Genomic DNA, 23,899 nt, shown 5'->3' with positions numbered 1-23,899 from the left:
CCGTCATGATGAGCCGGTTTTCGGGCAATCTGTTCCAAGACGTCAACGGCCGCCCTCTCCCCCGACCGTCCCGGGAGAGCCGCTGACCAACCGAGGAGGAAGCGATGGCTGACAGCAAGGCCACTCCGCTGCTGGGCGGCCTGGCACTCCTCCTCTTGCTGCCGATGATCATCGTGGCCGCGATGCTGTTCACCGCGATGGGTGCCATCGGCCAGGAGAACCCGTGCGCGAGCGAGCCCCAAGGCAAGGCGTTCGTCTGGCCGACCGACGTGCACGACGAGCCCTCGGAGGGCTTTGACGACGAGGGCGCGGAGAAGCACGAGGGCATCGACTACGACGCCGACGAGGACAGCCCGGTGCGCGCGGCCGAGCGCGGGAAGGTCGTCAGCACCGAGGGCGACTGGATCAAGATCGAGCACGCCCAGGGCCGCGTCCAGACCTGGTACAAGTTCGTCAAGAACAAGAGCGTCTCGAACGGCGAGGAGGTCGATCGCGGCGAGGAGATCGGCAAGGTCGGCACCGGCGAGGAGGACGAGCCGGGCGAAGACGGCGCGCACCTGCACTTCGAGCTGCGGATCAAGGACGGCGGCAACTGGGTCGCGAAGGACCCGACCGACGAGATCGGCGATGACGTCGCCGACTCCGGTGGTGCCTGCGCCTGCGGCGGCCCACTGGTCGGCGGGAACAACCAGGAGAAGGCCTTCAACTTCTTCGTCTCGAACGGGTACAGCAAGGAGCAGGCCGCCGGCATCGTCGGCAACATGATCCACGAGTCGAGCGTCGAGCCGGCCCGGCTGCAGGGCACCAGCCCGGGCACCATCACCCACCCCTCGGCAGCGATCAACAGCGAACTCGGCTGGGGCATCGTTCAGTGGACCCCGGCCGGCAAGATGATCGAGCCGTCGATGAACGCGACCGACAACGACGAGGCCAAGGTCGAGTCGCTGGAGTGGCAGCTCGAGTTCCTGCGCAAACAGCTCGAGGGCGAAGGCCCGGTGCCTGAGGGCAACGCCGGCACCCAGCTCAAGGCCACCTCCACACCGGAGGACGCCGCCGTCGCCTTCGGCCGGTACTACGAGCGCTTCGCCGGCTCCGACAACCTGAACCACGAGCGCTACACGCAGCGCAAGACCGCGGCCCGCCAGGTCTTCCAGACCTTCGGCGGCGGTGGTGAGGGTGCCGCCCCGGGCGGTTGTGGAGCGGGTAACGGCGATATCGCGGCCACCGCCAAGATGCTGGCCTGGGACACCCCGGGGCACGGCAAGGACCGCGGCGACGCCAAGCCGGAGTACGCCGAGGCGATGGACGAGTACAACGGCGCGACCACCGACGACCCGTACAGCGACTGCGGTGTCTTCGTCGCGACCGTGATGCACATGAGCGGCGCCGATCCGGAGTACCCGAAGCGGTCGACCGGCGTCCAGGAGGACTACCTGCGGAACTCGGGCAAGTACGACGTGTACGACGACATCACCGTCGACGAGCTCAGACCCGGCGACATCCTGATCGGACCAGGGCACACCTATCTGTTCGTGGGTGAGTTCAACGGGTACAACTCAGCGGCCGGTTCGCTGCATGACCACGTCCCGGAGGCAGGTCACGCGTACAGCATCGGGAACCAGTTCGCCGCCGCCCGGCTGAAGAACCCGCCGCAGCCGCAGGGCGACTGAGCAAGAGGAGCAGATGATGGAAGAGAACCGGAGAGTCTGGTTGCTCGGCGCGGTGGTGATCGGCGTCGTGGTGGTGCTGCTCGGCGGCTATCTGGTGTTCCGCGGCGGCGCCGAGTCGAAGCTGACGGTCAAGTCCATCCCGAACGACCTCACCCTGACCCTCGACGGCAAGCCGATCAAGGCGAACGGCGACGTCAAGGTGAGGGCCGGCGAGCACACCCTGACGGCGACCCGGGACGGCTTCCAGAGCTACACCGAGACCGTCACCGCGAAGGGCGGCGATCCGCTGTTCGTCAAGATGTACCTGTTCTCCAACGATCCGGCCGGCCGGGCCTGGGAGCAGGACAACCCGGATCAGGCGCTCGAGGCGGAGGCCGAGGCCGGCCGCCGGTACGACGAGATCCAGAAGCGGTTGCGGTCCAAGTACCCGATCCTGCTGGAGTTGCCGTACATCGGCCCTGGCTTCAAGGCGACGTACACCGACTCGAAGTCCGATCCGGACAACCCCGAGGCGATCTCCCTCAAGATCCAGCTGTTCGACTCCGAGGGCAAGACCAAGGCCCTGGAGTGGATCGAGGGCCACGGCTACGACCCAGCAACCCTGGACATCATCTACACCCGCTGACCCCGGACACCTCACGACCCCGGCCCGCCCCCGCGAGCGTCAGGCGGTGGGCAGGACGACCTCTCCACCTGGGAACGCCGCCGGGGTGAGGTCGAAATCCACGGGGTTGGTGAGGCAGCGGGCCGAGCCGCCGCCCTTGTGGAACTCCGACAGGTCGACCAGGACGACACGCAATCCCAGACCGGTCAGGATCTCGCGCAGCCGGGGCGAACAAGCCGGCATGATGATCGTCTCGTTCACCACCACCGAGTTGCCGCTGAACGCGAACGCCTCCTCGTCGGTGAGCACGATCGGATCCGGCACGATTCCCGCCAGCTCCGCCTGACTCGCCGCGTCGAACGCCGGCGGGTACACGAGTGCGTGGGTGCTGTCGATCGGACAGAACGGCAGGTCGAGGTGGTACATCCCCTCGTGCGCGATCCGCAGCCCCCGAACGCGGATGTCCCACTCGGCGGCCAGGTGCTTCAGCGCGTCGGCATCCGTGCGCGGACCATAGCCGACGACCAGGCTGTCGCCGAACACGAAGGCGTCACCTGACTCGAAGTGCGGGCCAACCCCATCGCTCCCGGTCCGCCGCAACTCGAAACCGTGGCCGACGAACCAGTCTCCGGCGGTCAACGACTCCTTGCGGCGCGGCTCGAACCGCATGTGGGACAACATCGCCCGGCCGTCGCTGGTGGCGAGGCCGAGGTTCATCGCGTACACCATGTCCGGGGAGTCGGGACGCTGCGCCAACACGTCGACCTCGCCGCCGGCGTCGATGATCGCCTGTCGGAGCGAGTCCCACTGCTTCATGGTCAGCTCCGCGTCCGGCTGATCCTGGGTGGACATGAACGGGTTGATCACGTAGTCGATCCGGAAGTGGTCCGGCCGGACCATCAGCTGACGACGACCCCACCCCAGCGGCTGACCCATGAGTTCACCTCGTTGCGCTCCGGATCGTCACGATTGACAGATCCCCTGATTGTCCGACAATCAGTCAGTTTGCAGATCGCAACCGGTCACGTCAACACAGACCAGAAATCGCCACCAGATCGAGGCCGCGACCGAGCGGGCAGGCCCAGCGACGTCTCGCGGGGCCGGGCGGGTGTCCTGGTGGCAGGTGGGGGTCCGGGAGGGGCTGTGTGTGAGGTTTGTGGGGGTGTTGTGGGGGCGGGGGAGGGCTTAGCCTGCGGGCATGACCGCAGACGATGAGGTTCGCTTTCGCGCTTGTCTGGAGGATGTCGCGGCTTACAAGCCGGGCAGGCCGCCGGAGCGCGCCGACGGACGGCCGACGTACAAGTTGTCCTCGAACGAGAATCCGTATCCGCCGTTGCCCGGCGTACTGGCTGCGGCGACCGAGGCCGCGGCGTCGATGAATCGGTACCCGGACATGGGGGCGCTCGAGTTGCTCGAGACGCTGTCGGAGCGGTTCGACGTGCCGGTGAGTGATCTGGCGGTCGCGACCGGGTCCGTCGCCGTGCTGTATCACTTGTTGCAGGCGGCATGTGCCGAGGGCGACGAGGTGGTGTACGCGTGGCGTTCGTTCGAGGCGTATCCGATCGCCGTACAGCTGACCGGCGCGACGTCGGTGCGGGTGCCGTTGACCGACGACACCCGGCACGACTTCAAGGCGATGGAGGCGGCCCTCACCGAGCGGACCCGGGTGGTGCTGATCTGTACGCCGAACAACCCGACCGGCCCCGTCGTACGGCGGGACGAGCTGCTCGCGTTCCTCGATGTGGTGCCGTCCAACGTGCTGGTCGTGCTCGACGAGGCGTACCGGGAGTTCATCCGGGAGCCGGACACGATCGACGGCGTCGCGGTGTACCGGGATCGGCCGAACGTGGTGGTACTGCGGACGTTCTCGAAGGCGTACGGGCTGGCAGGGTTCCGGGTCGGATACGCGATCGGGCATCCGCCGGTGGTCGCGGCGATCCGGAAGTGTGCGCTGCCGTTCGGCGTCAGCCAGGTCGCGCAGGTGGCGGCGATCGCGTCGTTGCGGGCCGAGGAGGAGCTGCTCGAGCGGGTGGAGGCGTTGGTGGTCGAGCGGACCCGCGTGGTTGACGAGTTGCGTCAGGCCGGGTGGGAGGTGCCGGAGACGCATGCGAACTTCGTTTGGATGCCGCTCGGGGAGGAGACGGTGGCGTTCGCGGAGGCGGTTCAGGCCGAGGGGGTTTCGGTGCGGCCGTTCCCGGGTGAGGGTGCTCGGGTGACGATCGGCGAGCGCGAGGCGAACGACCTGTTCCTCACCGTCGCCGGCACCTGGCGCAAGTCCCACGCGTGACGAACGCGGAGGGGCCGGGGCCTTCTGTGGTGTGGGTTTCTGGGGCGTCGGCGGGGATTGGGGCGGCGGTGGCGGCGGGGGTGCCGTTCGAGGGGGCTCGGGTGATCGGGCTGTCGCGGCGGCCCGGGGTTGGGGAGCACTTCGCGGTGGATCTGGCTGAGCCGGCCGAGTGGGAGCGGGTTGGGCGGCACTTCGTGGAGGAGTTGGCCGGGTTCGAGGGGGAGCATGTGGTGTTCGTGCACAACGCGGGCACCATCGTGCCGATCGGGTCGGCCGGTGAGGTGGATGGTGCGGCGTACGCGCGGTCGGTGTTGCTGAACTCGGCCGCGCCGCAGGTGCTGGGGGATGCGTTCTTGCGGGCGACTGCGCGGCTGGAGTGCGAGAAGGTGCTGGTGATGCTGTCGTCTGGTGCTGCGAAGAAGCCGTACGCCGGGTGGTCGGCGTACAACGCTGGCAAGGCGGCGGTTGAGCATTGGGTGCGGACTGTCGGTGCTGAGCAAGACGCTGTTGGTGGGGCTGGGCGTCGCGGGTGCCGGGTGATCGCGGTGGCGCCGGGGGTGGTCGACACGGAGATGCAGGGGGAGATCCGGAAGGTGGACGAGCACGCGTTTCCGGCGGTGGAGCGGTTTCGGGAGTTGCAGCAGACAGGTGGGTTGATCAGTCCGGAGCAGGCGGCGCGGGGGATCTGGGCGCTGCTGGACCGTCCGCTGGAGAACGGCGCGGTGGTCGACCTGCGAGACCTCTGACAGCGGGGCAAAGAGAAGCGGCACCGGGAAGTAGTGAGGCTTGCTTCCCGGTGCCGCTTTGGTGCTACCGACTCAATCGCCCCACCGAGGCGACCTGATCGGGTCCTGCATCACTGACCAGGGAGGGTCAGTTGTTCTGCTCGGACTCCTGCTCGCATGTCTTCAGCGTGTCGACGGAGTTGCCGTTGTTGCCGATGCCCAGGACGCCGGCGAGGTCGCTGACCGGAACCTGGCCGCCGACACCGTTGACCGGGACCTCGTTGTGGCAGACCTGGAACGGGCCGACGTTGTTCTCGGAGACCGAGATCAGGCCGTCGTTGCCAACGCGGTACCACTTGCCCTTGCCGTCATTGTTCTGCTCGCTGTCCTGCTCGCAGGTCTTGACGGCGGTCGCGCTGTTGCCGTTGTTCCAAAGGCCGATGATGCCGGTGATGTCGGTGACGGGCACCTGGCCGCCGACGCCGTTGACCGGGACGAAGTTGTGGCAGGCCTGGAACGGACCGACGTTGTTGTCGTCAATGGCAACGAGGCTGCCGTTGTCCTTGACCCAGTACCACTTCTTGTCCTTGCCGTTGTCGCCGTAGCCCTTGCTGGCCAGCGAGGCCGCGTCAGCAAGTCCGCTGGGGGCCGTGGCGCCCTTGGTAGCGTCGTCGATCATGTTCGCGCTGACGACGGTGGCCAGGCCCAGCGTGGCGACGGTCGCCACCGCCGCTGCAGCGGCGATCTTGCGTGTTACCTGCATTATGCGAGGTTTCCTTTCGGGTTTGACGGATTCGTCTTAGTGGTAACGACGCCTGATGGGGTGGGTTACAAATTTCTTCGTCAGGTTTTTTGCCACGGCGGGAATCATCGGGGCAGCCGAGTCGTATCCACCCAAGTTCCCTGACTGGGCAACAATCCGGCTCTGACCAGGCAACTTGCTGGTAACTGCGCGGGCAGGAAAGCGGGTCCGCTGAGCGCGAAACTATTACTGGTCGCGACCGTAACCCGTCCGCGACTTCCTCGTTGTCTGATCGCAGGAGACGGATGGTCCGATGTTTCGGTGTTCTTTTCGGTGGGCTCGGTGGCCGTCGAATCGGCACCTTCGATGAATAATCGGAATGTCGTTGCAACAGAGCCGGGATATTCGCGCCGTGTTTTTTCGGGGCAGGGCGTGGCCGGCCATTTGGACCCGCTGCCGCGCGCATCGGCAGCGGTGGGAGACCCGGGCACCCCATGGGGGCCCGGGTTCTTCCTTTTCCGGCGGACCGCTACCTGTCGGCCGGCGTGCTGGTGGACTCCGGCGTCACGGTCGGCACCTGCGGTCGGCGTTCGGCCGTGACCACCAGCGCGACGCCCACGACGACCACGAGTCCGCCGAGCATGATCGTGGTGGTGACGTGCTCGTTGAGGATCAGCCACCCGAGGAGGACGGCGACCACCGGGTTGACGTACGCGTAGGTGCCGATCAGGGAGATCGGAGCGTTCGCGAGCAGGTACGAGTACGCGGAGTACGCCAGCAACGAACCGAAGACGACCAGGTAGACCAGCGCGATCCAGCCCTTCGTTTCGATCGCGCCGAGCTGGAGCCGGCCGGGTTCGCCACGGACGACGCCGAGCAGGATCATCGCCGTACCGCCGATCGCCATCTCATACACGGTCGCGACCAGCGGATCGCGGGGCAGGCCGAGACGCGGCGAGAACCGGGAGCCGGCAGCCCAGCTGATCGTGCCGAGGACCAGGATCGCGACCGACAGCGGTTTCGCGCTGGTGTCGCCGCCCGAGACCGACAGCAGCGCGGCGCCGGCGAAGCCGATCAGGACGCCCACCCAGGTCAGCAGCCGCGGGCGTTCGCCACCGCCGACGCGCAACAGCATCAGCCAGAGCGGGACGGCGGCGACCAGGAGTGCGGCCAGTCCGGACGGCACGGTCTGTTCGGCGATCGCGACCGCGCCGTTGCCAAAGGCAAGAAGTAGCAGGCCGACCACTCCGGCGCCGAGCAACTCGCGGCCGGTGACGCGGAGCCGGCCGGCACCCGAGCGGATGACGAGGAACGCGGCCAGCAGCAACGCCGCGGTCAGGAAGCGGGCCGCCATCCCGAGCATCGGCGGGATCTGCGCCTCGACCACCACCCGGATCGCCAGGTAGGTCGAGCCCCACACCACGTACACCACCGCGAGCGCGCCCCAGATCATCGCGGCCGACGCCGGACGGGCGCCGGTGCCGGACAGTACCGCGGGCGCAGGGGCGGCGGCCATCGTGAAACCTCCGGAGTGATGTCATGGGTGTAATGCGTAAACGATGCTGACAGGATTCGCCGGTCCAAGCAAGGGAGTTGTCTGCCAGCGGACGGCGTTTTCCTGCCAGCCCGCTGCCGCCGACGTCGGCTGCCGCCGAGATGGGCGTCGTGGGGGAGCGTCAAGCTCGGTCTGCGCCTGCACGTGTCAGGCAGTGAACGGGGTGGTGCCGCAGGCCAGCCGAGGGTTCATCCGGCGGACAACCGGCCGTCATCGCCACGGGTGAATCTGTCCGTCAGCGCCGAGCCCGCAGGCCGGCCGCACGGGGCCGGACTGTGAGGAGAGCAGATGCGAATCACCAGCGTGTTGGTCGTGAGCGGTCTCGCCGTAGCCGCGATCGGCGGCCCGGCCGCCGCCGCGCAGGCGATGCCCCAGGTGAACGGTGCCCACGGCGCCGAGCGCGCAGGCGGGGCCGAGCAGCAGGGGCCCGCGGCCGGGCTGACCAAGGTGACCGCGTGTACGCCGTCGACCCGCGCGGTGCCGACGCCGGCGACAAGGTGCTGACCGATGTGACGAGCCCCACGGCACCACTCGTCTTCAGCAAAGACGCCGAAGAGGTCCAGGACCAGCGGACGGCGTACGGCGTGGCGGTGCTCGCCGACACGGGTGGCCCACTGGTCGCCGTCACCCGTCGCAGTGAGACCCGCGTCGGCCTGTTCCGCCTGGTCGCCGACGGTACGAAGGTTACCTACAAACCAGTCACCCAGTGGGACTTCCCGGCCGCCTTCAAGCTGACCGACGGCACCACGTGGTCTCCCTGCGAGGAGCCCGGCGACCGGCCGCAGTTCGAGGGCATGACCTTCGACACATCCACCCCCACCCTGTACGCCGCCCAGGAGGACGTCGGCATCTGGCGGATCCCCCTGCACGGACCCGCGAAGCTCGTGGAGAAGGCTCGCGAATTCGGTCAGCCCGCGGCGTATGACGAGGAGACCGAGGAATGTGCGCCAACGGGACCGGTGAGCCCAGATGCGGGGAAGTACTTGAGTGCGGATGCCGAAGGTCTCACGATCGCCACGAGGGACGGCGTACGGAGCCTCTACGCGTCCAGTCAGGGTGACTCGACGTTCGCGGTCTACAAGCTGACAGCTACGGGTCTGACGTATCGCGCCGGGTTCGAGGTCGTCGACGGATCGGCCGCGGACGGCGTACAGCACAGTGACGGCGCGGCGGTGGTCACGCAGTCGCTCGGAGTGCGGTTCCCGCACGGTCTGCTCGCTGTGCATGACGGTGAGAACACACCGGGTGACGGTGATCGAGAAGGGACGAACTTCAAGCTGGTCCGGCTCGAGCAGGTGCCGTAATCGGTACCTACCTGTGACACTTCTGGTCTGAATTCGCCGATGCTGTCACAACCGGCCGGAATCACGCGGGACGGGGCACTCCGAGCTGACCACTGGATGGACTGGTGTCTCAGCGAGGAACGCCTTTCGGTACCGGCGTACGAGCGTGAGTCCAGACAGTTAGCGGAACAGGCAGCCGGTCGGTACGGTGTCCGGCAAGATGGGCAGTGATACCAGTGAGGAGGTTCACCGCCCGAACGGTGCATCAACCCCTGGATCCACGTGGTCCTGCCTGCGAAGCCTCACCCGGCTGGTCGGGCCGGGCAGCGTGCAAGTTGCGGTCGCGGCGATCCCGCGCTCGAACCCGAGGAGTGCATGTGAGTGAGTCGGTACCGGGGATTGCCCCGGAAGTGTTCGCGCCCCACGAGGCGCCCGCCAGTCCCCCGCAGGCCTCCGAGGAGGTCGAGTTCGTCCAGTTGCTGACGCCCGAAGGTGAGCGCGTCGAGCACCCGGACTACTCCTTCGACCTCGACGACGAGGCGGTCAAGGGCTTCTACCGGGACATGACCCTGGTCCGCCGGATCGACACCGAGGCGACCGCCCTGCAGCGTCAGGGCGAGCTCGGCATCTGGGCCTCGCTGCTCGGTCAGGAGGCCGCCCAGATCGGCTCCGGCCGCGCGCTGAACAGCAAGGACATGGTCTTCCCCACCTACCGCGAGCACGGTGTCGCGTGGTGCCAGGGAGTGAACCCGCTGAATCTGCTCGGCCTGTTCCGCGGTGTCGACCAGGGCGCCTGGGACCCGCGGGAGAACAACTTCCACCTGTACACGATCGTGATCGGCGCGCAGACGCTGCACGCGACCGGCTACGCGATGGGTCAGCAGCGTGACCACGTGATCGGCGACCCGGACAACGGCGAGGCGACGATCGCGTACTTCGGCGACGGCGCGTCCAGCCAGGGTGACGTGAACGAGGCCTTCATCTACGCCTCGGTGTTCAACGCCCCGATCGTGTTCTTCTGCCAGAACAACCAGTGGGCGATCTCCGAGCCGATCGACCGGCAGACCCGGATCCCGCTCTACCAGCGCGCCGCCGGGTTCGGTTTCCCCGGCGTCCGGGTCGACGGCAACGACGTGCTCGCGACGTACGCGGTCACCCAGCAGGCGATGAAGCGGGCCCGGGAGGGCAGCGGCCCGACCCTGGTCGAGGCCTACACCTACCGGATGGGTGCGCACACCACGTCCGACGACCCGACGAAGTACCGGCTGAACGAGGATCTCGAGCACTGGAAGCTGAAGGACCCGATCGAGCGGGTCCGGGCGTACCTGACCCGCTCGGCCGGCGTCGGTCCGGAGTACTTCGACGAGATCGAGGCCGAGGCCGACCAGGTCGCGGCCGAGCTGCGGCGGGGCTGCCTGTCGCTGCCGGACCCGACCCTGACGGACTTCTTCGACCACGCGTACGTCGACCAGACACCCCAGCTGGCCGAGCAGAAGCAGCAGTTCGCCGCATACGCCGCATCGTTCAGTGACTCAGAGGGCGAGGGCTGAAACAAATGACGAAGATCAGCCTCGGCAAGGGCATCAACATGGGCCTGCGGGCCGCGATGGAAAGCGACCCCAAGGTCGTCATCATGGGTGAGGACATCGGCAAGCTCGGCGGTGTCTTCCGGGTCACCGAGGGTCTGCAGAAGGACTTCGGCGAGGACCGGGTGATCGACACCCCGCTGGCCGAGTCCGGCATCATCGGTACGGCGGTCGGGCTGGCGTTGCGCGGTTACCGGCCGGTGTGCGAGATCCAGTTCGACGGATTCGTCTTCCCGGCGTACGACCAGATCATCAACCAGGTCGCCAAGATGCACTACCGGTCGATGGGCAAGATCCGGATGCCGGTGGTGATCCGGATCCCGTTCGGCGGCGGCATCGGCGCGGTCGAGCACCACTCGGAGTCGCCGGAGACGCTGTTCGCGCACGTGGCCGGCCTCAAGGTGGTCGCGTGCGGCGACCCGGTCGACGCGTACTGGATGATCCAGCAGGCGATCGCCTCGGACGACCCGGTGGTGTTCTTCGAGCCGAAGCGCCGGTACCACGAGAAGGCCGAGCTGGACGAGTCAGTGCCGCCGGCGTACCCGTTGCACCAGGCGAAGGTGGTCCGCGAGGGGACCGACGTGACGCTGTTCTGTTACGGGCCGATGGTGAAGACGTGTGTGCAGGCGGCCGAGGCCGCGGTGGAGGACGGGCGCTCGCTGGAGGTCGTGGACCTACGGACGATCTCGCCGCTCGACCTGCGGACGATCTTCGCGTCGGTGAAGAAGACCCGGCGGGCGGTTGTGGTGCACGAGGCGCCGTTCACACTCGGCCCGGGGTCGGAGATCGCGGCCCGGGTGACCGAGGAGTGCTTCTACCACCTCGAAGCGCCGGTACTGCGGGTCGCCGGGTACGACACTCCGTATCCGCCGTCGCGGATGGAGGAGGAGTACCTGCCCGACCTGGACCGGGTGCTCGACGGCGTCGACCGGGTGATGGGGTACTGATGGGCATCCAGCAGTTCCGCCTCCCCGACGTGGGAGAGGGCCTGGTCGAGGCCGAGATCGTCAGCTGGAAGGTGAAGCCGGGCGACACGGTCAAGCTGAACGACACCGTGGTCGAGATCGAGACGGCGAAGTCGCTGGTCGAGCTGCCGGTGCCGTTCGCCGGGACGGTGACCGAGTTGCTGGTGCCGGAGGGCGAGACGATCCCGGTTGGTACGCCGATCATCTCGGTGCAGACCGACGAGGCCGCGCCGGGTGACCTGACTCCGCCGGTCACCGAGGGGACCCCGAAGGAAGACCTGGTCCCGTCGATCCCGGCCGGCGAGGAAATCGAAGCCGGCAAGATCGGCGGTGCCGCGCCGGGCGGACGTACAGCAGTCCTGGTCGGCTACGGCCCGAAAACCACCGAAGCCAAGCGACGGCCTCGCAAGGGCGGAGGTGCTGGGGCAACGGTGGACGCACCAGCGCCTGCTGCCCCGGTGACTCCTGCCGCCGCGCCGGTCGCACCCGCCCCCGCGGCCCCCGCCTCCCCTGCATCCGTTGCCGGAGGCAACGGGTCGGTGCACGTGCTGGCGAAGCCGCCGGTGCGGAAGCTCGCCAAGGATCTCGGGATCGATCTGACGGCGGTTCCGGCGACCGGGGCGGGCGGGATCATCACCCGCGCCGACGTGGAGAACTACGCGGCTGCTCCGGTGTTCGAGACGGTTGAAGCTGCTCCGGTGGTTTCGGTTGTGGGCGACACCCGGATTCCGATCAAGGGTGTGCAGAAGGTGATGGCGCAGGCGATGGTGGCCAGCGCGTTCACTGCGCCGCATGTGACCGAGTGGATCACCGTCGACGTCAGCGCCACGATGGAACTGGTCGACCGGCTCAAGCAGGACAAGGCGTTCCGCGATCTCAAGGTTTCGCCGCTGCTGATCGTGGCGAAGGCGGTCACGCTGGCGGTTCGGCGTACACCGATCATCAACGCGGCCTGGGACGAGCAGGCGCAGGAGATCGTGCTCAAGGGCTCGGTCAACCTCGGCATCGCCGCGGCCACCCCGCGTGGGCTCATCGTGCCGAACATCAAGGGCGCCGACTCCCGCACCCTGCCCGACCTGTGCAAGGCGCTGAACGACCTGGTCGCCACCGCCCGCGACGGCAAGACACAGCCGGCGGACCAAGCGGGTGGGTCGTTCACGATCACGAACGTCGGTGTGTTCGGGGTCGACGCCGGGACGCCGATCATCAACCCGGGTGAGGCCGCGATCCTCGCCTTCGGTGCGGTCCGCAAGCAGCCGTGGGTGGTGGACGACGAGATCGTCCCGCGCTGGATCACCACGCTCGCGCTGTCCTTCGACCACCGCCTGATCGACGGCGAGAAGGGCTCCACCTTCCTCGCCGACGTCGCGAGCATCCTCGAGGACCCGGCCCGCGCACTGATGTTCTGACTCAACAGCACACCGACCGGCCTGGGGAACGACCTCCCGGGCCGGTTCGCTGTCTCAGTCGGTGGCCAGGCGGAGGGGGGACCGGATCCCGAACCAGGCGTCGAGCATGGCGTCGTCGGTGAGCACGTCGGCCTGATCGCCGGACGTGCCCTCCACCAGCCGTAGCAGCGCGACCAGCCGTCGCGCGACGTCGATTCCAGTCACCGGTCCCCTTGCTCCTCCCACCTGACATATCGGTTGGGAAAAGCGATCGTTTCAGCTGATTCGCTTCGGGTGCGGACCGCCAGCACTCACCAACGTTCCCGAATCCCGGGCAGACCCGCTCGGCCGAGCCTTCGAGTCGCGGCTGGGTGGGGGTTAGTGAGTGGTGGGCGTCCGCTTGGTCGATGAGAGGGTGACGCGGTGGGCGTATTGCTGGCGGTGCTCGGGATTGTGTTGATCGCGGCGTAGCAGGGCAAGTAAGGGAATGAGGGGGATCTCGGGCGGGAGATCCCCCTCATCCGGTCAGTGCCGACTCAGGGCCGGCCGAGCTCGGGGCCGGCCAGGCATCACCAGAGGCGCTGGACCGCGTCCAAGGCGTCCGCGATGCCTTCGCCGAAGAAGGCGTTGTCGGCCGTGGTGCCGGTGCACCGCGGGTCGGGGGTGGCCGGGCAGGCGGTGTCGTCGGCCTGGCGGTCGAGCGCCTTCGCGAGGTCGCGCGGCCCCCACCACGGGTGGGCCGACTTCATCAGCGCGGCAACACCGGCGACGTGCGGCGACGCCATCGACGTACCGCTCAGGGTCCCGTAGCCGCCACCGGGCAGGGTCGACAGGATGCCGCTGCCGGGGGCGGCGACGTCGATGGTGTTCAGCCCGAAGTTGGAGAAGCCGCTCTTCGCCCGCGCCTGGGTCGTGCTGGCAACAGTGATGACACCGGGCAACTCGGTCGGCATGTCCAGGCAACCGTTGTTGATCGGCCGCGTCACCGGGGTCGAGTCATTCGGGCTGGACGAGTCGGTGGTCTTGTTCGACAGGTCGTAGTTCGAGTTGCCGGCCGCCGCGACCGACAGCACACCGCGCTTGGTGGCGAACTCGACCGCCCGGCGGACCGACTCCTGGACCGCGCCCTGGTCACCGTTGTCGTTGCACCAGAACATCCACGGGTCGATGAAGTAGCTGTGGTTCGTCACGTCCATGTGGTGCTCGGCGGCCCAGATGAACCCGCAGATCGAGTACTCCGGGAAGATGTAGCCGTCGTCGTTGACCACCTTCACCGAGGCGATCCGCACGCCCGGCGCGACCCCGACGATGCCGACGCCGTTGCGCGCGGCCGCGACCGTCCCCGCGACGTGGGTGCCGTGGGAGCTGGTGGTCGGCCGCCAACCGCCCGGAGTGGTGTCCGGTACGCCGTTGCCGGTGCAGTTCACCGAGTCCTTGGCGTCGAAGTTCGGGGCCAGGTCGGGGTGTGTGTCGTCGACGCCGCTGTCGTTGATGCCGACCAGGACCCGGTCGGAGCCGTCGGTCAGCTGGTGGGCTTGGTCCGCCTTGATCTGGACCATGTCCCACTGCTTGGCCTCGTCCGGATCCGGTACGACGGTCGCCTCACCCGCCGCGAGACCCTTGGCCGACGCCTTCGCAGATCCGACCGGCCCCTCGGAGACGGCCGCGGTACGAGTCGCGCCCACGGACTGTACGTCGTCACTGGCCAGGACCTTGGTGCGGAAGTCGGCGCTGGTCGACTGGGCGATCACGACGCCGATCTGCCAGTACGACTGGACCACGGTGCCGCCGGCTGCCTTCACCGCCGCCTCGACCTTGCGGATATGGGCGAGGCTCGCCTTCGTGTTCACCACGTAGTTCATCAGCACACCGTCCGCCGAAGCGGCGGTGGCCGACGAGGCCGACGAGGACGATCCGGCGAAGGACACGGCCGGCACAGCGGACGCGGTACCGGCTGTGGTGAACGCCAGTGCGGCGACGGCCAGCCCGGCACTCAGCCGGCGGGTACGGGAGGTCAGGGACACGCTCTCTCCTCAAAGGCGATGCGATCGGGGGCGGCAACGCTGTCGCGACTCTAGAGCGCCGAACCGTTTCAGCGGGTGATCGCCGCGAGACGCAGGGGAAACCCTTCGCCAGTGCGCCGGGTCGAGCGGCTGAGGTCACCCCAGCGACTGGGACCTGATGAACTCGCTCGCGGCCGTGGGCGTGATGCCGCGCAGCCGTAGCGCCGAGTCGTCGCTCCGGGATTCGACCAGGTCCTGCAGGAGCCCGGTGCCGAAGATGGAGGCCAAAGCGTCGTTGGGCCGGGCGAGCAAACGCATGCCGAGACGCGCTGCCGCTCGTGGCAGGTGACGGGTCTTGAAGGTCCGGCCGGTGGCCTGCTCCGCGATGGCGACTGCTTCGTTCCGGCTGATCGCCTCCGGGCCGCCGACGAATCGCTCGACGTCCGCCTGGTCGGCAGCGCTGACGAGCGCGGTCATCCCCACCTCGTCGACCTCGTGAATCGTGGGCCGGCGCGCCCCGGCCAGCCGCCGGCCGATCACGGTCGCGGTCGCGACGACGGCCGTGATCCCCGCACAGGCGGCCGGGAGACCGGCTGGATCGGTGAGGTCGCCACGAGTCACCTCGATGCCGAGGGCGCGTAACCGCTTGTCGTCGCTGCCGGGTCGGACGAGGCAGCGGACCTCTTTCCCCTGCTGATGGAGCAGACCGGCCACCCGGCCGCCCAGTTCTCCGGTGCCACCAACCACCAGGATCGTCATCCGTGTCCCCCCAGCCGTACCTCCCCGCGCGGCAAATTCAGCATCGTCCCGGCGTCGACACCCGTCTACGGCTGGTCCGGAGTTGTCCACAGCTGTGGATTGTGATCTGTGGAAAGTGTGGACAGCGGTCGGGGCCGGTCCGGAGTACGGGAAGGAAAACGGGCGGGTTGGTGGTTGGGCTAGGATAGATACAACAGAGATACGAGATGTATGGGTGAAGGAGTTCGGTGGGTAGCGGGGTGGCCGGAGACGAGCCGGCGAGCGAAGTGGCAAGGATGACGTTGGGGGACGAGACGGCGGAGATCGCCCGGGTGGTCGCGGAGGCGGCGCCCGAGGCGGAGAAGATCCCTGCCGCCGAGCGGGTGTACGCGTACGTGAAGGCAGCGATCCTGGACCGGGTCTACCCGGGCGGCGAGCTGCTGACGGAAGGCGAGCTCGCGACCGCGGTCGGAGTCTCGCGTACTCCGGTCCGTGAGGCGCTGCTGCGGCTGGAAGAGTCCGGCCTGGTGAAGCTGTACCCGAAGCGGGGCGCTCTGGTCCTGCCGGTCCTGCCGCAGGAGATCGAGGACGTCCTGGAGGCGCGCGAGCTGATCGAGACGCACGCGGCCGCGAAGGTCTGGCCACGGCGCAAGCAGCTGATCGCGGCGCTGACCGAGAAGGTCGAGGAGATGCGCGCGCACCGCAAGGCGGGTGACGCGAAGAGTTTCCTGGAGGCGGACCGCGCCTTCCACGAGGCGATCGTCGGTGCCGCCGGCAACGAGATCCTGGCCAAGCTCTACAACAGCCTGCGAGACCGGCAGGTCCGGATGGGCGTGCCCGGGATCGAGGTGCAGCCGGCCCGGATGGACAAGTCGATCGGCGCGCACCAGGAGATGATCGACGCGCTCGGCGGCAACAGCGTGAAGCGGTTCCGCGAGCTCGTGGTCGCGCACATCAAGGTCGCCGCGACGGATCTGCGGGGCGCGCGGTGACGGAGCTCCTCTTCCCCCTGGGCGGCCGGCGCGCCTGGGCGGTGTGGGCGGCTGCCGTCCTCACCTACCTGGTCACCGTGCTGCACCGCGGCTCGATGAGTGTCGCCGGTCTGCAAGCGGCCGAGCGGTTCGACATCTCGGCGTCCGCACTGGCGAGCTTCACCGTCGTCCAGCTCACCGTGTACGCCGCCATGCAGGTGCCGGTCGGCGTCCTGCTCGACCGGTACGGCTCGAAGCGGCTGCTGATCGCCGCCTCGGTGCTGCTCTTCACCGCCCAGTCGGCCTTCAGCCTGGTCGAGTCGTACCCCGCTGCGCTCGCAGCCCGTGCGGTCCTCGGAGTCGGTGACGCCCTGGTCTTCATCAGCGTGCTGCGCGTGGTGATGTCGTGGTTCCCGGCGCTCCGCCAGCCGGTGATGTCGCAGGCGACCGGCATGCTCGGCGGAATCGGCGCGATCGTGTCGACCGTGCCGATGGCGGCCGCGTTCCACCACTTCGGCTGGACCGGTACCTTCGCCGGCGCGAGCGTCCTGAGCTTGATCACCGGTGTCGCCGTACTGTTCATGATCAAGGACACCCCGTACGACGAGCCGCTGCACCGGGCGAAGCAGTCGCTAGACCAGATCCGGCAGAACCTCCGTCGCGCCTGGAACGAACCCGGAACGCGGCTCGGTCTGTGGACCCACTTCACCACCAGCTTCTCCGGTTCCACCTTCGGCCTGCTCTGGGGATATCCGTTCCTGGTCCGCGGTGAAGGGGTCGCGCCGACGACGGCCGCGGCGATGCTGATCGTGCCGGTGCTCGCGGGCCTGTTCTACGGTCCCCTGGTCGGCCGGTACGCCGCCCGGTTCCCCTTCTACCGTTCGTGGATCGTGCTCGCGGTGATCGCGGGATCGGTGCTGATGTGGACCGTCGTACTCCTCTGGCCCGGGCAGGCCCCGATGCCGGTGCTGCTCCTGTTGATCGTCGTACAGGCGGCCGGTGGTCCGGGGTCGATGCTCGGTCTGGACTACGCCCGCACGTTCAACCCGTCGACCCGGTTCGGGGCGGCGAACGGGATGGTCAACACCGGCGGCTTCATCGCCACGCTGATCTGCATCGGCATGGTCGGGGTCCTGCTGGACGCGTCGTCCGGCGGCGCGCCGCAGACCATCACCGACTTCAAGTGGGCGCTGACCTTCCAGTACGTGCTGTGGACGATCGGCACCGTCAAGATCCTCAAGTACCGCCGCAAGGCGCGGGCGACGCTGGCCCGGTACAACCCGGAGATCTACGAAGCCCTCCGCGCCAACCAGATCGTCCCCTTGAAGGGCTGATACCAGCGGCTGATACCGCCTGGCACGGGCTCTCAGCCGAGTGCCAGGGCGGTGCCAGCCGGTGCGTGGACTCTGATCCCGGAGAGCCAACCGGGAGGAATCAAGATGTCCACAACGAACCAGGTCGCCATCCAGGCGGAGGGTCTGGTCAAGCGATATGGCAGCACCACCGCACTCGGCGGGGTCGACCTGACCGTGCCGACCGGCACCGTCCTCGGTGTCCTCGGCCCGAACGGGGCCGGCAAGACCACGGCGGTCCGCATCCTCGGCACACTGCTGCGCCCGGACGCCGGGCACGCGACGGTCGGCGGGTACGACGTGGTCCGCGAACCCGGGAAGGTTCGCGGGATCATCGGCCTGACCGGACAGTACGCATCGGTCGACGAGGACCTGTCCGGCCGCCGCAACCTGATCATGATCGGCCGGCTGCTCGGAATGGGCCGCCCGGCCGCCCGGACCCGGGCCGACGAACTGCTCGAGCGGTTCGAGCTCAGCGAGGCCGGCGACCGGATCGCCAAGACGTACTCCGGCGGGATGCGCCGCCGCCTCGACCTGGCCGCGAGCCTGGTCGGGAACCCGAGCATCCTCTACCTCGACGAGCCGACCACCGGGCTGGACCCGCACGCCCGCAACGGCGTCTGGGACACCGTCCGGAACCTGGTGCTCGACGGTACGACGGTGCTGCTGACCACGCAGTACCTGGAGGAGGCCGACGCGCTGGCCGACTCGATCGTGGTGTTCGACAAGGGCAAGGTGGTCGCCTCCGGGCGGCCGGCCGAGCTCAAGGCGCAGGCCGGTAGGCAGTCGCTCGACGTCCGGCCGGCCGAACCGGGTCACCTGGAACGGGTCGCCGCGATCGTCACCGAGGCGGTCGGCGTCCGGCCCACGGTCGACGTGGTGAACGCGGTCGTCAGCGCGCCGGTGACCGACGGCAGCTCGATGCCGGTGGTGGTCCGCCGGCTCGACGAGGCCGGTATCGCCGTCACCGAACTGTCCCTGCGGCTGCCGAGCCTGGACGAGGTCTTCCTCGCCCTGACCGGTCACGCCGCCGAAGAGGTTCACACCGACGTACTGGAAGGAGCGAGCCGATGAGCACCGCAACTGTCGACGCGGCACCCGCCGCCCACGCGGCCCGCCGGAGCCGCCCGTTCGCCTGGATCGAGCAGAGCCTGACGCTTGCCTGGCGCAACCTTGTCCGGATCCGGCAGAACCCGGAAGCGCTGGCGGACGTGACCTTCCAGCCGATCATCTTCCTGGTGCTGTTCCTGTTCGTCTTCGGTGGCGCGATCGCGAACGGCGGGACCTGGCACGACTACCTGCCCTACCTGTTACCGGGGCTGCTGGTGCAGACGGTGGTGTTCTCCACGATGGGCACCGGGGTCGGGCTGAACGACGACTTCGCCAAGGGTGTGTTCGACCGGTTCCGCAGCTTGCCGATCGCGCGGGTGGCACCGTTGGTCGGAGCGGTTCTGGGAGACGCGGTCCGGTACGCGCTCTCGATCGTGATCCTGATGAGCACCGGGTTCATCCTCGGGTTCAGATTCCAGAACGGCGTGGGCTACGGCCTGCTCGCCTGCCTGGTGGTGCTCGCCTTCGCGCTGTCGATGTGCTGGATCTGGGTCTGGCTGGGGCTGAAGCTCAAGACCGCCCAGGGCGTGCAGGGGATCGCGTTCCTGGTCATGTTCCCGCTCACCTTCGGCAGCAACGTGTTCGTGCAGGTCGACACGCTGCCCGGCTTCCTGCAGGCGTTCGTGAACGTCAACCCGATCAAGTACCTGGTCGACGCGATGCGCGGGATGATGCTCGGCGGCGACATCCAGCGGCCGCTGCTGATCACGCTGGCCTGGATGGTCGGACTGGTCGCCGTCTTCGCCCCGCTGGCGATCCGCGCCTACCGCCAGCGCACCTGAGCCGGCTGGCGCACCTGAGACAACAGCGCAGGTGAGCCGGCCGGCCTCCCATCCGCTTCCACCATCCGCAGGGGTGACGGTGGAGGCGGGTGGGAGCTGTCGTTCCGGGCGTGAATACGGGGGTGAGAACAGCGGCGGCGCGTGGCTAAGATGAACTGCGTCACGCTCACGGGGTATCGACAACATCGCACGGGGTCTTCGACAAGAGGTGCAATGAGCGAACCCTCCGTACGCCGTTACTCCGGACGCTCGGTGGACGAGTGGAAGGCGGCGCGACGGGAACGTCTGCTGGACGCTGCGCTGGAGCTGTTCGGAACCGACGGATATCCCGCCACCTCGGTGGAACGCCTGTGTGCACAGGCGAAAGTGTCGACCCGGCACTTCTACCACGAGTTCCAGAACAAGGAAGCCGTGTTGCTCGCGGTGCACGCCCAGGTGATCGAGCTGGCGGTCCGGAGTACCGGCGAGGCGCTCGAGCGGACCGCGGCCGCGCCGGTGCGGGACCGGATCGGCGCCGCCGTCGACGGCTACCTGCAGACGATCATGACTGACCTGCGCCGGGCCCGGGTGTCGTTCGTCGAGGTGGTCGGCGCGAGCCCGGCGGTCGAGGAGCAGCGGATCGCCTTCCGCGAGCTGCTGATCTCGAACGTGGTGAAGGTCGGCCAGACGGCGGTCGAGCGGCAGGAGATCAGAGCCAAGGACTTCCGCTTCATCGGGTTGTGCTTCTTCGGTGCGGTCAACACCGTGGTCTACGACTGGATGATCACCGATCCGCGACCACCGGAGGAACAGATCCACGCCGCCCTGCGCGAACTGGCTGTCAGCCTGATGACCGTCTGAGCCGTACCGACCGGGCTGTGCTGACCGACTGGACTGTCAGGACGAGCTGACTCGCTTGCGCAATTCGGCGACGGCCTCGTCGCGGGGCAATGACGCGCCCGCCTCGTAGTGCTCGTCGTAGCGGGACCCGAGGATCTCCTGCAGCCGGTCGACCAGCCGCCGTACGTCGCGGTCCGGCGTGGCCCGCATCCCGCGGATCGCGGCGGCGAGCCCGTGCACCCGGGCCGCATCCTCCGCGTCGCCTCCGGCCAGGGCCGCCTCGGCAGCTGCCTCGACCGTCGAGCTGATCAGCGGCATGTCCTCGCTGGTCAGCGCCAGCTCGACACTCCGCCTGCTCTTCTCCGCGGCCGTGGCCGGGTCTTCGCGGGCGACGAAGATCCGGGCGATTTCGCTGAGCACCATCGCCTCGCCGTGCGGGGCCAGGTGCTGCACCCCAGGGTGGAGCAGCGTGTAGGCCTTCTCGGCCAGCTCGAGTGCCTCGTCCAGCCGGCCCTCGCAGCGCGCCAGTCCGGCCATGCCGCACAGCGCGATCATCTCGCCGCTGCGGCTGCCGTTCTCCTCGGCGAGCTGGAGCGATCGGTGCAGATCCTGCCGGGCGCCGTCGAAGTCGCCCAAGTTGGCGCGACTGGCGGCCTGCTGGACGATCAACTGCCCGACTCTGTCGGTGGTGCCGAGTTCCTCGACCAGCCGGAGGGCTTCGGAGTACGACTCGAGTGCGCCCCGGTGGTCACCGGTCAAACCCTGGTACGAGCCCAGGCCGTGGAGCGCGAGCGACATCCCCCAGCGGTCGCCGAGGGCACGGAACTGGTCGAGTGCGCTGGTCAGGTCGGCCGCCATCTGGTCGACGTCGCCCTCGTTCTCCCGCAACGCCGCCTGCAGTTGTAAGGCCATCGCCCGGGTCCACGGGTCGGGGTGCTCGCGGGCCGCGTCCAGATACCGGAAGCACTCGGCACTGTCCCGCCGGATCCCCGCCCAGACCCCGTTGGTGAACAGGCCGATTCCCGACTCGGCGACGGCCGCGTGCCGCCGGCTGAGCAGCCGGACCCGGGCCAGCCCGCGGAGCGCCTCCCGGAACGTCAGCGACGGGTCCTCACCGAACGACAGGGTGCCGAACGCGTACAGCATCAAGGTCGTTGCCTTGGTCAACGGATCCGCCGGACCGGTCAGCGCGAGGGCGGCCTCGAACCAGCCGAGCGCCTCGGCCGGCCGGCCGCGCATGTTCCAGTACTCGCCGAGCACCGCGACCACTGCGAGCGAGGTCTCCGCGTCGCCGTCGTCGATCGCGTTGCGGAGCGCGGCGAGCAGGTTCTCGTTGTCCGCGTCGAATCGGGCGATCCACTGCAACTGCGCTCCGGTTCGCAACTGCTTCCCGCCCTGCCGGACCAGGTCGGCGAAGTACGTCAGGTGGGTCGCGCGGATCCGCTCGAGCTCGCCCGATGCGGCCAGCTGCTCCGCGCCGTACGCCTTAACCGTCTCGAGCATGCGGTAGCGCACGGACCGATCGTCAGCCGCGGCCTCGACTAGCGACTTGTCGACCAGGGATGCCAGTACGCCGAGCACGGCCTCGGGCGGCAGACCAGGTCCGGAGCAGATCTGTTCGGCGGCCTCCAGGGTCGCGCCGCCGGAGAAGAAGGACAGCCGCCTGGCGACGGCCTGTTCGTCCGGTTCGAGGAGTTCCCAGCTCCACTCGACGACCGCGCGCAGCGTCTGGTGCCGCGGCAACGCGGTTCGGCTGCCGCTGGTCAGCAGGCGGAACCGGTCCTCGAGTCGTTCGACGATCTGCGTTGGGGTGAGTGCACGCAACCGGGCGGCCGCCAGCTCGATCGCCAGCGGCATTCCGTCGAGCCGGCGGCAGATCTCGGCGATCGCCTCGCGGTTCCCGTCGGTGATCCCGAAGTCCGGCCGGACCGCGCGGGCGCGATCGACGAACAGCTGCACCGACGGATAGTCGTCGTCGGTGCTACCGGCCGGCGGCAGCCCGAGCGGTCCGACCTGATGCAGGTGCTCGCCCGGAATGCTGAGCGGCTCCCGGCTCGTGGTCAGCACCCGCAGCCGGGGGCACTCGGCCAGCAACGAATCGACCAGTCCGGCGACCTCGAGGACCAGGTGCTCGCAGTTGTCGAGGACCAGCAGCACCCGCCGGTCCGCGATCACCTCGACGAGCCGGCCGGTCGCCGACCGGCTGTTCCAGAAGTGCTTCGGCGTGAGGCCGGTCTGTACTTCGTCGACCCACTCGGTGGCCCCGAGCGCCCCGAGCAACGCCGGAGCCACGTCGGCCGCGTCGCCGAGCGGAGCCAGCTCGATGAACCAGATCCCGTCACCACTCTGGTCCACCAGCGACCGCCCGGTCTCGGTCGCCAGCCGGGTCTTGCCCGAGCCACCCGGACCGACCATCGTGACCAGCCTGGTCCCGTCGCTCAGCAACCGGGTCAGCTCGGTCACGTCATCGGACCGCCCGACGAAACTGGTCAGCGGCGCCCGCAGGTTGCTCCTCGCCGCGGGCCGGGCCGGTACTGCGCTGACGGTGGTCGCCGGTGCCGGGTCGAGCGCGTCCCCGCGCAGTACGGCGACGTGGACCTCGCGCAGCCTGGTCCCGGGGTCCGCGCCGAGCTCGTCGGCCAGGGTCGCCCGGACCCGCTCGTACGCCGCGAGCGCCTCGGCTTGGCGGCCGTCGGCGGCCAGGGCACGGATCAGGAGTTCGTGCATCCGCTCGCGGAGTGGATGGGTGATCGCGAGGTGCTCGAGCTCGCTGATCACCTCGCGGGCGTGGCCGGTGGTGACGGCCGCCTGGGCCAGGTCCTCCGTGGCGCCCAGTCGGAGTTCAGCCAGCCGGTCCGCCTCGATCGCGGCGAACGGGAGATCGCGCAGATCCGCCAGCGCCTCACCACGCCAGAGTCTCTCGGCCTGGGTGAGCAACACCCGCGCCTGGTCCGGATCGGACCCGAGCAGCCCGCGCCCACGCCGTACCAGGTCTTCGAACTGGAGAGCGTCGACGCAGTCCGGGCCGATGGACAGCGTGTAGCCGGCCGGCCCGGACTGGACCGAGATGCTCGACTCGGTCACGGGCAGACCGGCCCGCAATCGGGACACCAGGGACTGGAGAGCATTCGCGCTGGGCGCCTCTTCGCCCCAGAGCCCGTCGACCAGCGTCTCGACCCCGACCGGGCGACCCGCGCTGAGCGCCAGCCGGGCGAGCAACCCGCGCAGGCGGACGCCGCGGACGTCCAGCGGAGAACCGTCGGCCGCCCACATCGCGAGTGGACCGAGCACCGCTATGCGCACCCGTCAAGCCTCGCAC

At 68.7% G+C, this 23,899-nt stretch carries 21 protein-coding genes; 14 read left to right on the top strand and 7 right to left on the bottom strand.

Annotated elements, in window-relative coordinates:
- Positions 1–104: 104 nt before the first annotated feature.
- Positions 105–1,670, top strand: coding sequence for a phage tail tip lysozyme (locus tag EV643_RS02125; protein WP_133798210.1), 1,566 nt, complete (start codon positions 105–107; stop codon positions 1,668–1,670).
- A gap of 16 nt (positions 1,671–1,686) precedes the next feature.
- Positions 1,687–2,295 (top strand): PEGA domain-containing protein, encoded by a 609-nt coding sequence (locus EV643_RS02120; protein ID WP_238165293.1) that lies wholly within the window; start codon positions 1,687–1,689, stop codon positions 2,293–2,295.
- Between the two features lie 39 nt (positions 2,296–2,334).
- Here EV643_RS02120 and EV643_RS02115 read toward each other — a convergent pair whose 3' ends face one another.
- Entirely contained in the window at positions 2,335–3,210 is an 876-nt protein-coding gene (locus EV643_RS02115; protein WP_133798208.1) for a dimethylarginine dimethylaminohydrolase family protein, read from the bottom strand.
- Positions 3,211–3,472: 262 nt separating this feature from the next.
- On the opposite strand from EV643_RS02115, the gene hisC reads away from it, so the two are divergent.
- Positions 3,473–4,561 (top strand): histidinol-phosphate transaminase, encoded by a 1,089-nt coding sequence (gene hisC, locus EV643_RS02110; RefSeq protein ID WP_133798207.1) that lies wholly within the window; start codon positions 3,473–3,475, stop codon positions 4,559–4,561.
- Entirely contained in the window at positions 4,558–5,307 is a 750-nt protein-coding gene (locus EV643_RS02105; RefSeq protein ID WP_370452188.1) for an SDR family NAD(P)-dependent oxidoreductase, read from the top strand. Before hisC ends, EV643_RS02105 begins: the two co-directional genes overlap by 4 nt.
- Before the next feature lie 127 nt (positions 5,308–5,434).
- On the opposite strand, the gene EV643_RS02100 is transcribed toward EV643_RS02105, so the two are convergent.
- Together EV643_RS02100 and EV643_RS02095 are read right to left on the bottom strand one after the other, a co-directional pair.
- Entirely contained in the window at positions 5,435–6,049 is a 615-nt protein-coding gene (locus EV643_RS02100) for a hypothetical protein (RefSeq protein WP_133798205.1), read from the bottom strand.
- Positions 6,050–6,557: 508 nt separating this feature from the next.
- Positions 6,558–7,544 carry an EamA family transporter gene (locus tag EV643_RS02095; RefSeq protein WP_133798204.1) on the bottom strand — a complete coding sequence of 329 codons (987 nt, stop codon included), beginning with the start codon at positions 7,542–7,544 and terminating at the stop codon, positions 6,558–6,560.
- A 327-nt stretch (positions 7,545–7,871) separates the two neighbouring features.
- Here EV643_RS02095 and EV643_RS45340 point away from each other — a divergent pair, with 327 nt between their 5' ends.
- The 5 genes from EV643_RS45340 to EV643_RS02075 all read left to right on the top strand — a co-directional run bounded on the left by EV643_RS45340 (position 7,872) and on the right by EV643_RS02075 (position 12,826).
- The gene (locus EV643_RS45340) at positions 7,872–8,087 is read left to right on the top strand and encodes a hypothetical protein (protein WP_238165292.1); all 216 of its coding nucleotides are present in this window, start codon (positions 7,872–7,874) and stop codon (positions 8,085–8,087) included.
- Complete coding sequence (locus EV643_RS02090; RefSeq protein ID WP_238165291.1) at positions 8,039–8,887, top strand: phytase; 849 nt, start codon at positions 8,039–8,041, stop codon at positions 8,885–8,887. The genes EV643_RS45340 and EV643_RS02090 overlap by 49 nt, the downstream gene beginning before the upstream one ends.
- 356 nt (positions 8,888–9,243) lie before the next feature.
- On the top strand, positions 9,244–10,416 hold the full coding sequence (pdhA, locus tag EV643_RS02085) for a pyruvate dehydrogenase (acetyl-transferring) E1 component subunit alpha (protein WP_133798202.1): 1,173 nt from the start codon (positions 9,244–9,246) through the stop codon (positions 10,414–10,416).
- A gap of 5 nt (positions 10,417–10,421) precedes the next feature.
- Positions 10,422–11,399 carry an alpha-ketoacid dehydrogenase subunit beta gene (locus EV643_RS02080; RefSeq protein ID WP_133798201.1) on the top strand — a complete coding sequence of 326 codons (978 nt, stop codon included), beginning with the start codon at positions 10,422–10,424 and terminating at the stop codon, positions 11,397–11,399.
- Positions 11,399–12,826: a dihydrolipoamide acetyltransferase family protein gene (locus EV643_RS02075; RefSeq protein ID WP_133798200.1), complete on the top strand. Its 1,428-nt coding sequence runs from the start codon at positions 11,399–11,401 to the stop codon at positions 12,824–12,826. Before EV643_RS02080 ends, EV643_RS02075 begins: the two co-directional genes overlap by 1 nt.
- A gap of 54 nt (positions 12,827–12,880) precedes the next feature.
- Here the strand turns inward: EV643_RS02075 and EV643_RS43970 are convergent, their stop codons facing one another.
- From EV643_RS43970 to EV643_RS02065, 3 genes are all read right to left on the bottom strand, one after another.
- Positions 12,881–13,030 carry a hypothetical protein gene (locus EV643_RS43970; protein ID WP_166665280.1) on the bottom strand — a complete coding sequence of 50 codons (150 nt, stop codon included), beginning with the start codon at positions 13,028–13,030 and terminating at the stop codon, positions 12,881–12,883.
- A gap of 344 nt (positions 13,031–13,374) precedes the next feature.
- A complete protein-coding gene (locus EV643_RS02070; protein WP_133798199.1) occupies positions 13,375–14,829 on the bottom strand; it encodes a S8 family peptidase in 1,455 nt (484 codons plus the stop codon).
- Between the two features lie 135 nt (positions 14,830–14,964).
- Positions 14,965–15,567 (bottom strand): NmrA family NAD(P)-binding protein, encoded by a 603-nt coding sequence (locus EV643_RS02065; RefSeq protein WP_133798198.1) that lies wholly within the window; start codon positions 15,565–15,567, stop codon positions 14,965–14,967.
- A 227-nt stretch (positions 15,568–15,794) separates the two neighbouring features.
- Between EV643_RS02065 and EV643_RS02060 the strand changes: the two genes are divergently transcribed.
- The 5 genes from EV643_RS02060 to EV643_RS02040 all read left to right on the top strand — a co-directional run bounded on the left by EV643_RS02060 (position 15,795) and on the right by EV643_RS02040 (position 20,601).
- A complete protein-coding gene (locus tag EV643_RS02060; RefSeq protein WP_133798197.1) occupies positions 15,795–16,538 on the top strand; it encodes a GntR family transcriptional regulator in 744 nt (247 codons plus the stop codon).
- On the top strand, positions 16,535–17,851 hold the full coding sequence (locus EV643_RS02055) for an MFS transporter (protein WP_133798196.1): 1,317 nt from the start codon (positions 16,535–16,537) through the stop codon (positions 17,849–17,851). Before EV643_RS02060 ends, EV643_RS02055 begins: the two co-directional genes overlap by 4 nt.
- A 105-nt stretch (positions 17,852–17,956) precedes the next feature.
- A complete protein-coding gene (locus tag EV643_RS02050) occupies positions 17,957–18,943 on the top strand; it encodes an ATP-binding cassette domain-containing protein (RefSeq protein ID WP_133798195.1) in 987 nt (328 codons plus the stop codon).
- On the top strand, positions 18,940–19,761 hold the full coding sequence (locus EV643_RS02045) for an ABC transporter permease (RefSeq protein WP_133798194.1): 822 nt from the start codon (positions 18,940–18,942) through the stop codon (positions 19,759–19,761). Before EV643_RS02050 ends, EV643_RS02045 begins: the two co-directional genes overlap by 4 nt.
- 213 nt (positions 19,762–19,974) lie before the next feature.
- Positions 19,975–20,601, top strand: coding sequence for a TetR/AcrR family transcriptional regulator (locus EV643_RS02040; RefSeq protein WP_133798193.1), 627 nt, complete (start codon positions 19,975–19,977; stop codon positions 20,599–20,601).
- A gap of 36 nt (positions 20,602–20,637) precedes the next feature.
- Here EV643_RS02040 and EV643_RS02035 read toward each other — a convergent pair whose 3' ends face one another.
- Positions 20,638–23,883 carry an ATP-binding protein gene (locus EV643_RS02035; RefSeq protein ID WP_133798192.1) on the bottom strand — a complete coding sequence of 1,082 codons (3,246 nt, stop codon included), beginning with the start codon at positions 23,881–23,883 and terminating at the stop codon, positions 20,638–20,640.
- Between the last annotated feature and the right edge of the window lie 16 nt (positions 23,884–23,899).

The sequence above is a fragment of the Kribbella caucasensis genome (assembly GCF_004361855.1).
In the GTDB taxonomy this organism is placed as follows: domain Bacteria; phylum Actinomycetota; class Actinomycetes; order Propionibacteriales; family Kribbellaceae; genus Kribbella; species Kribbella caucasensis.
Note: the sequence above shows the minus strand (reverse complement) of the source record. Positions and strands in the feature narration are given on the sequence as shown.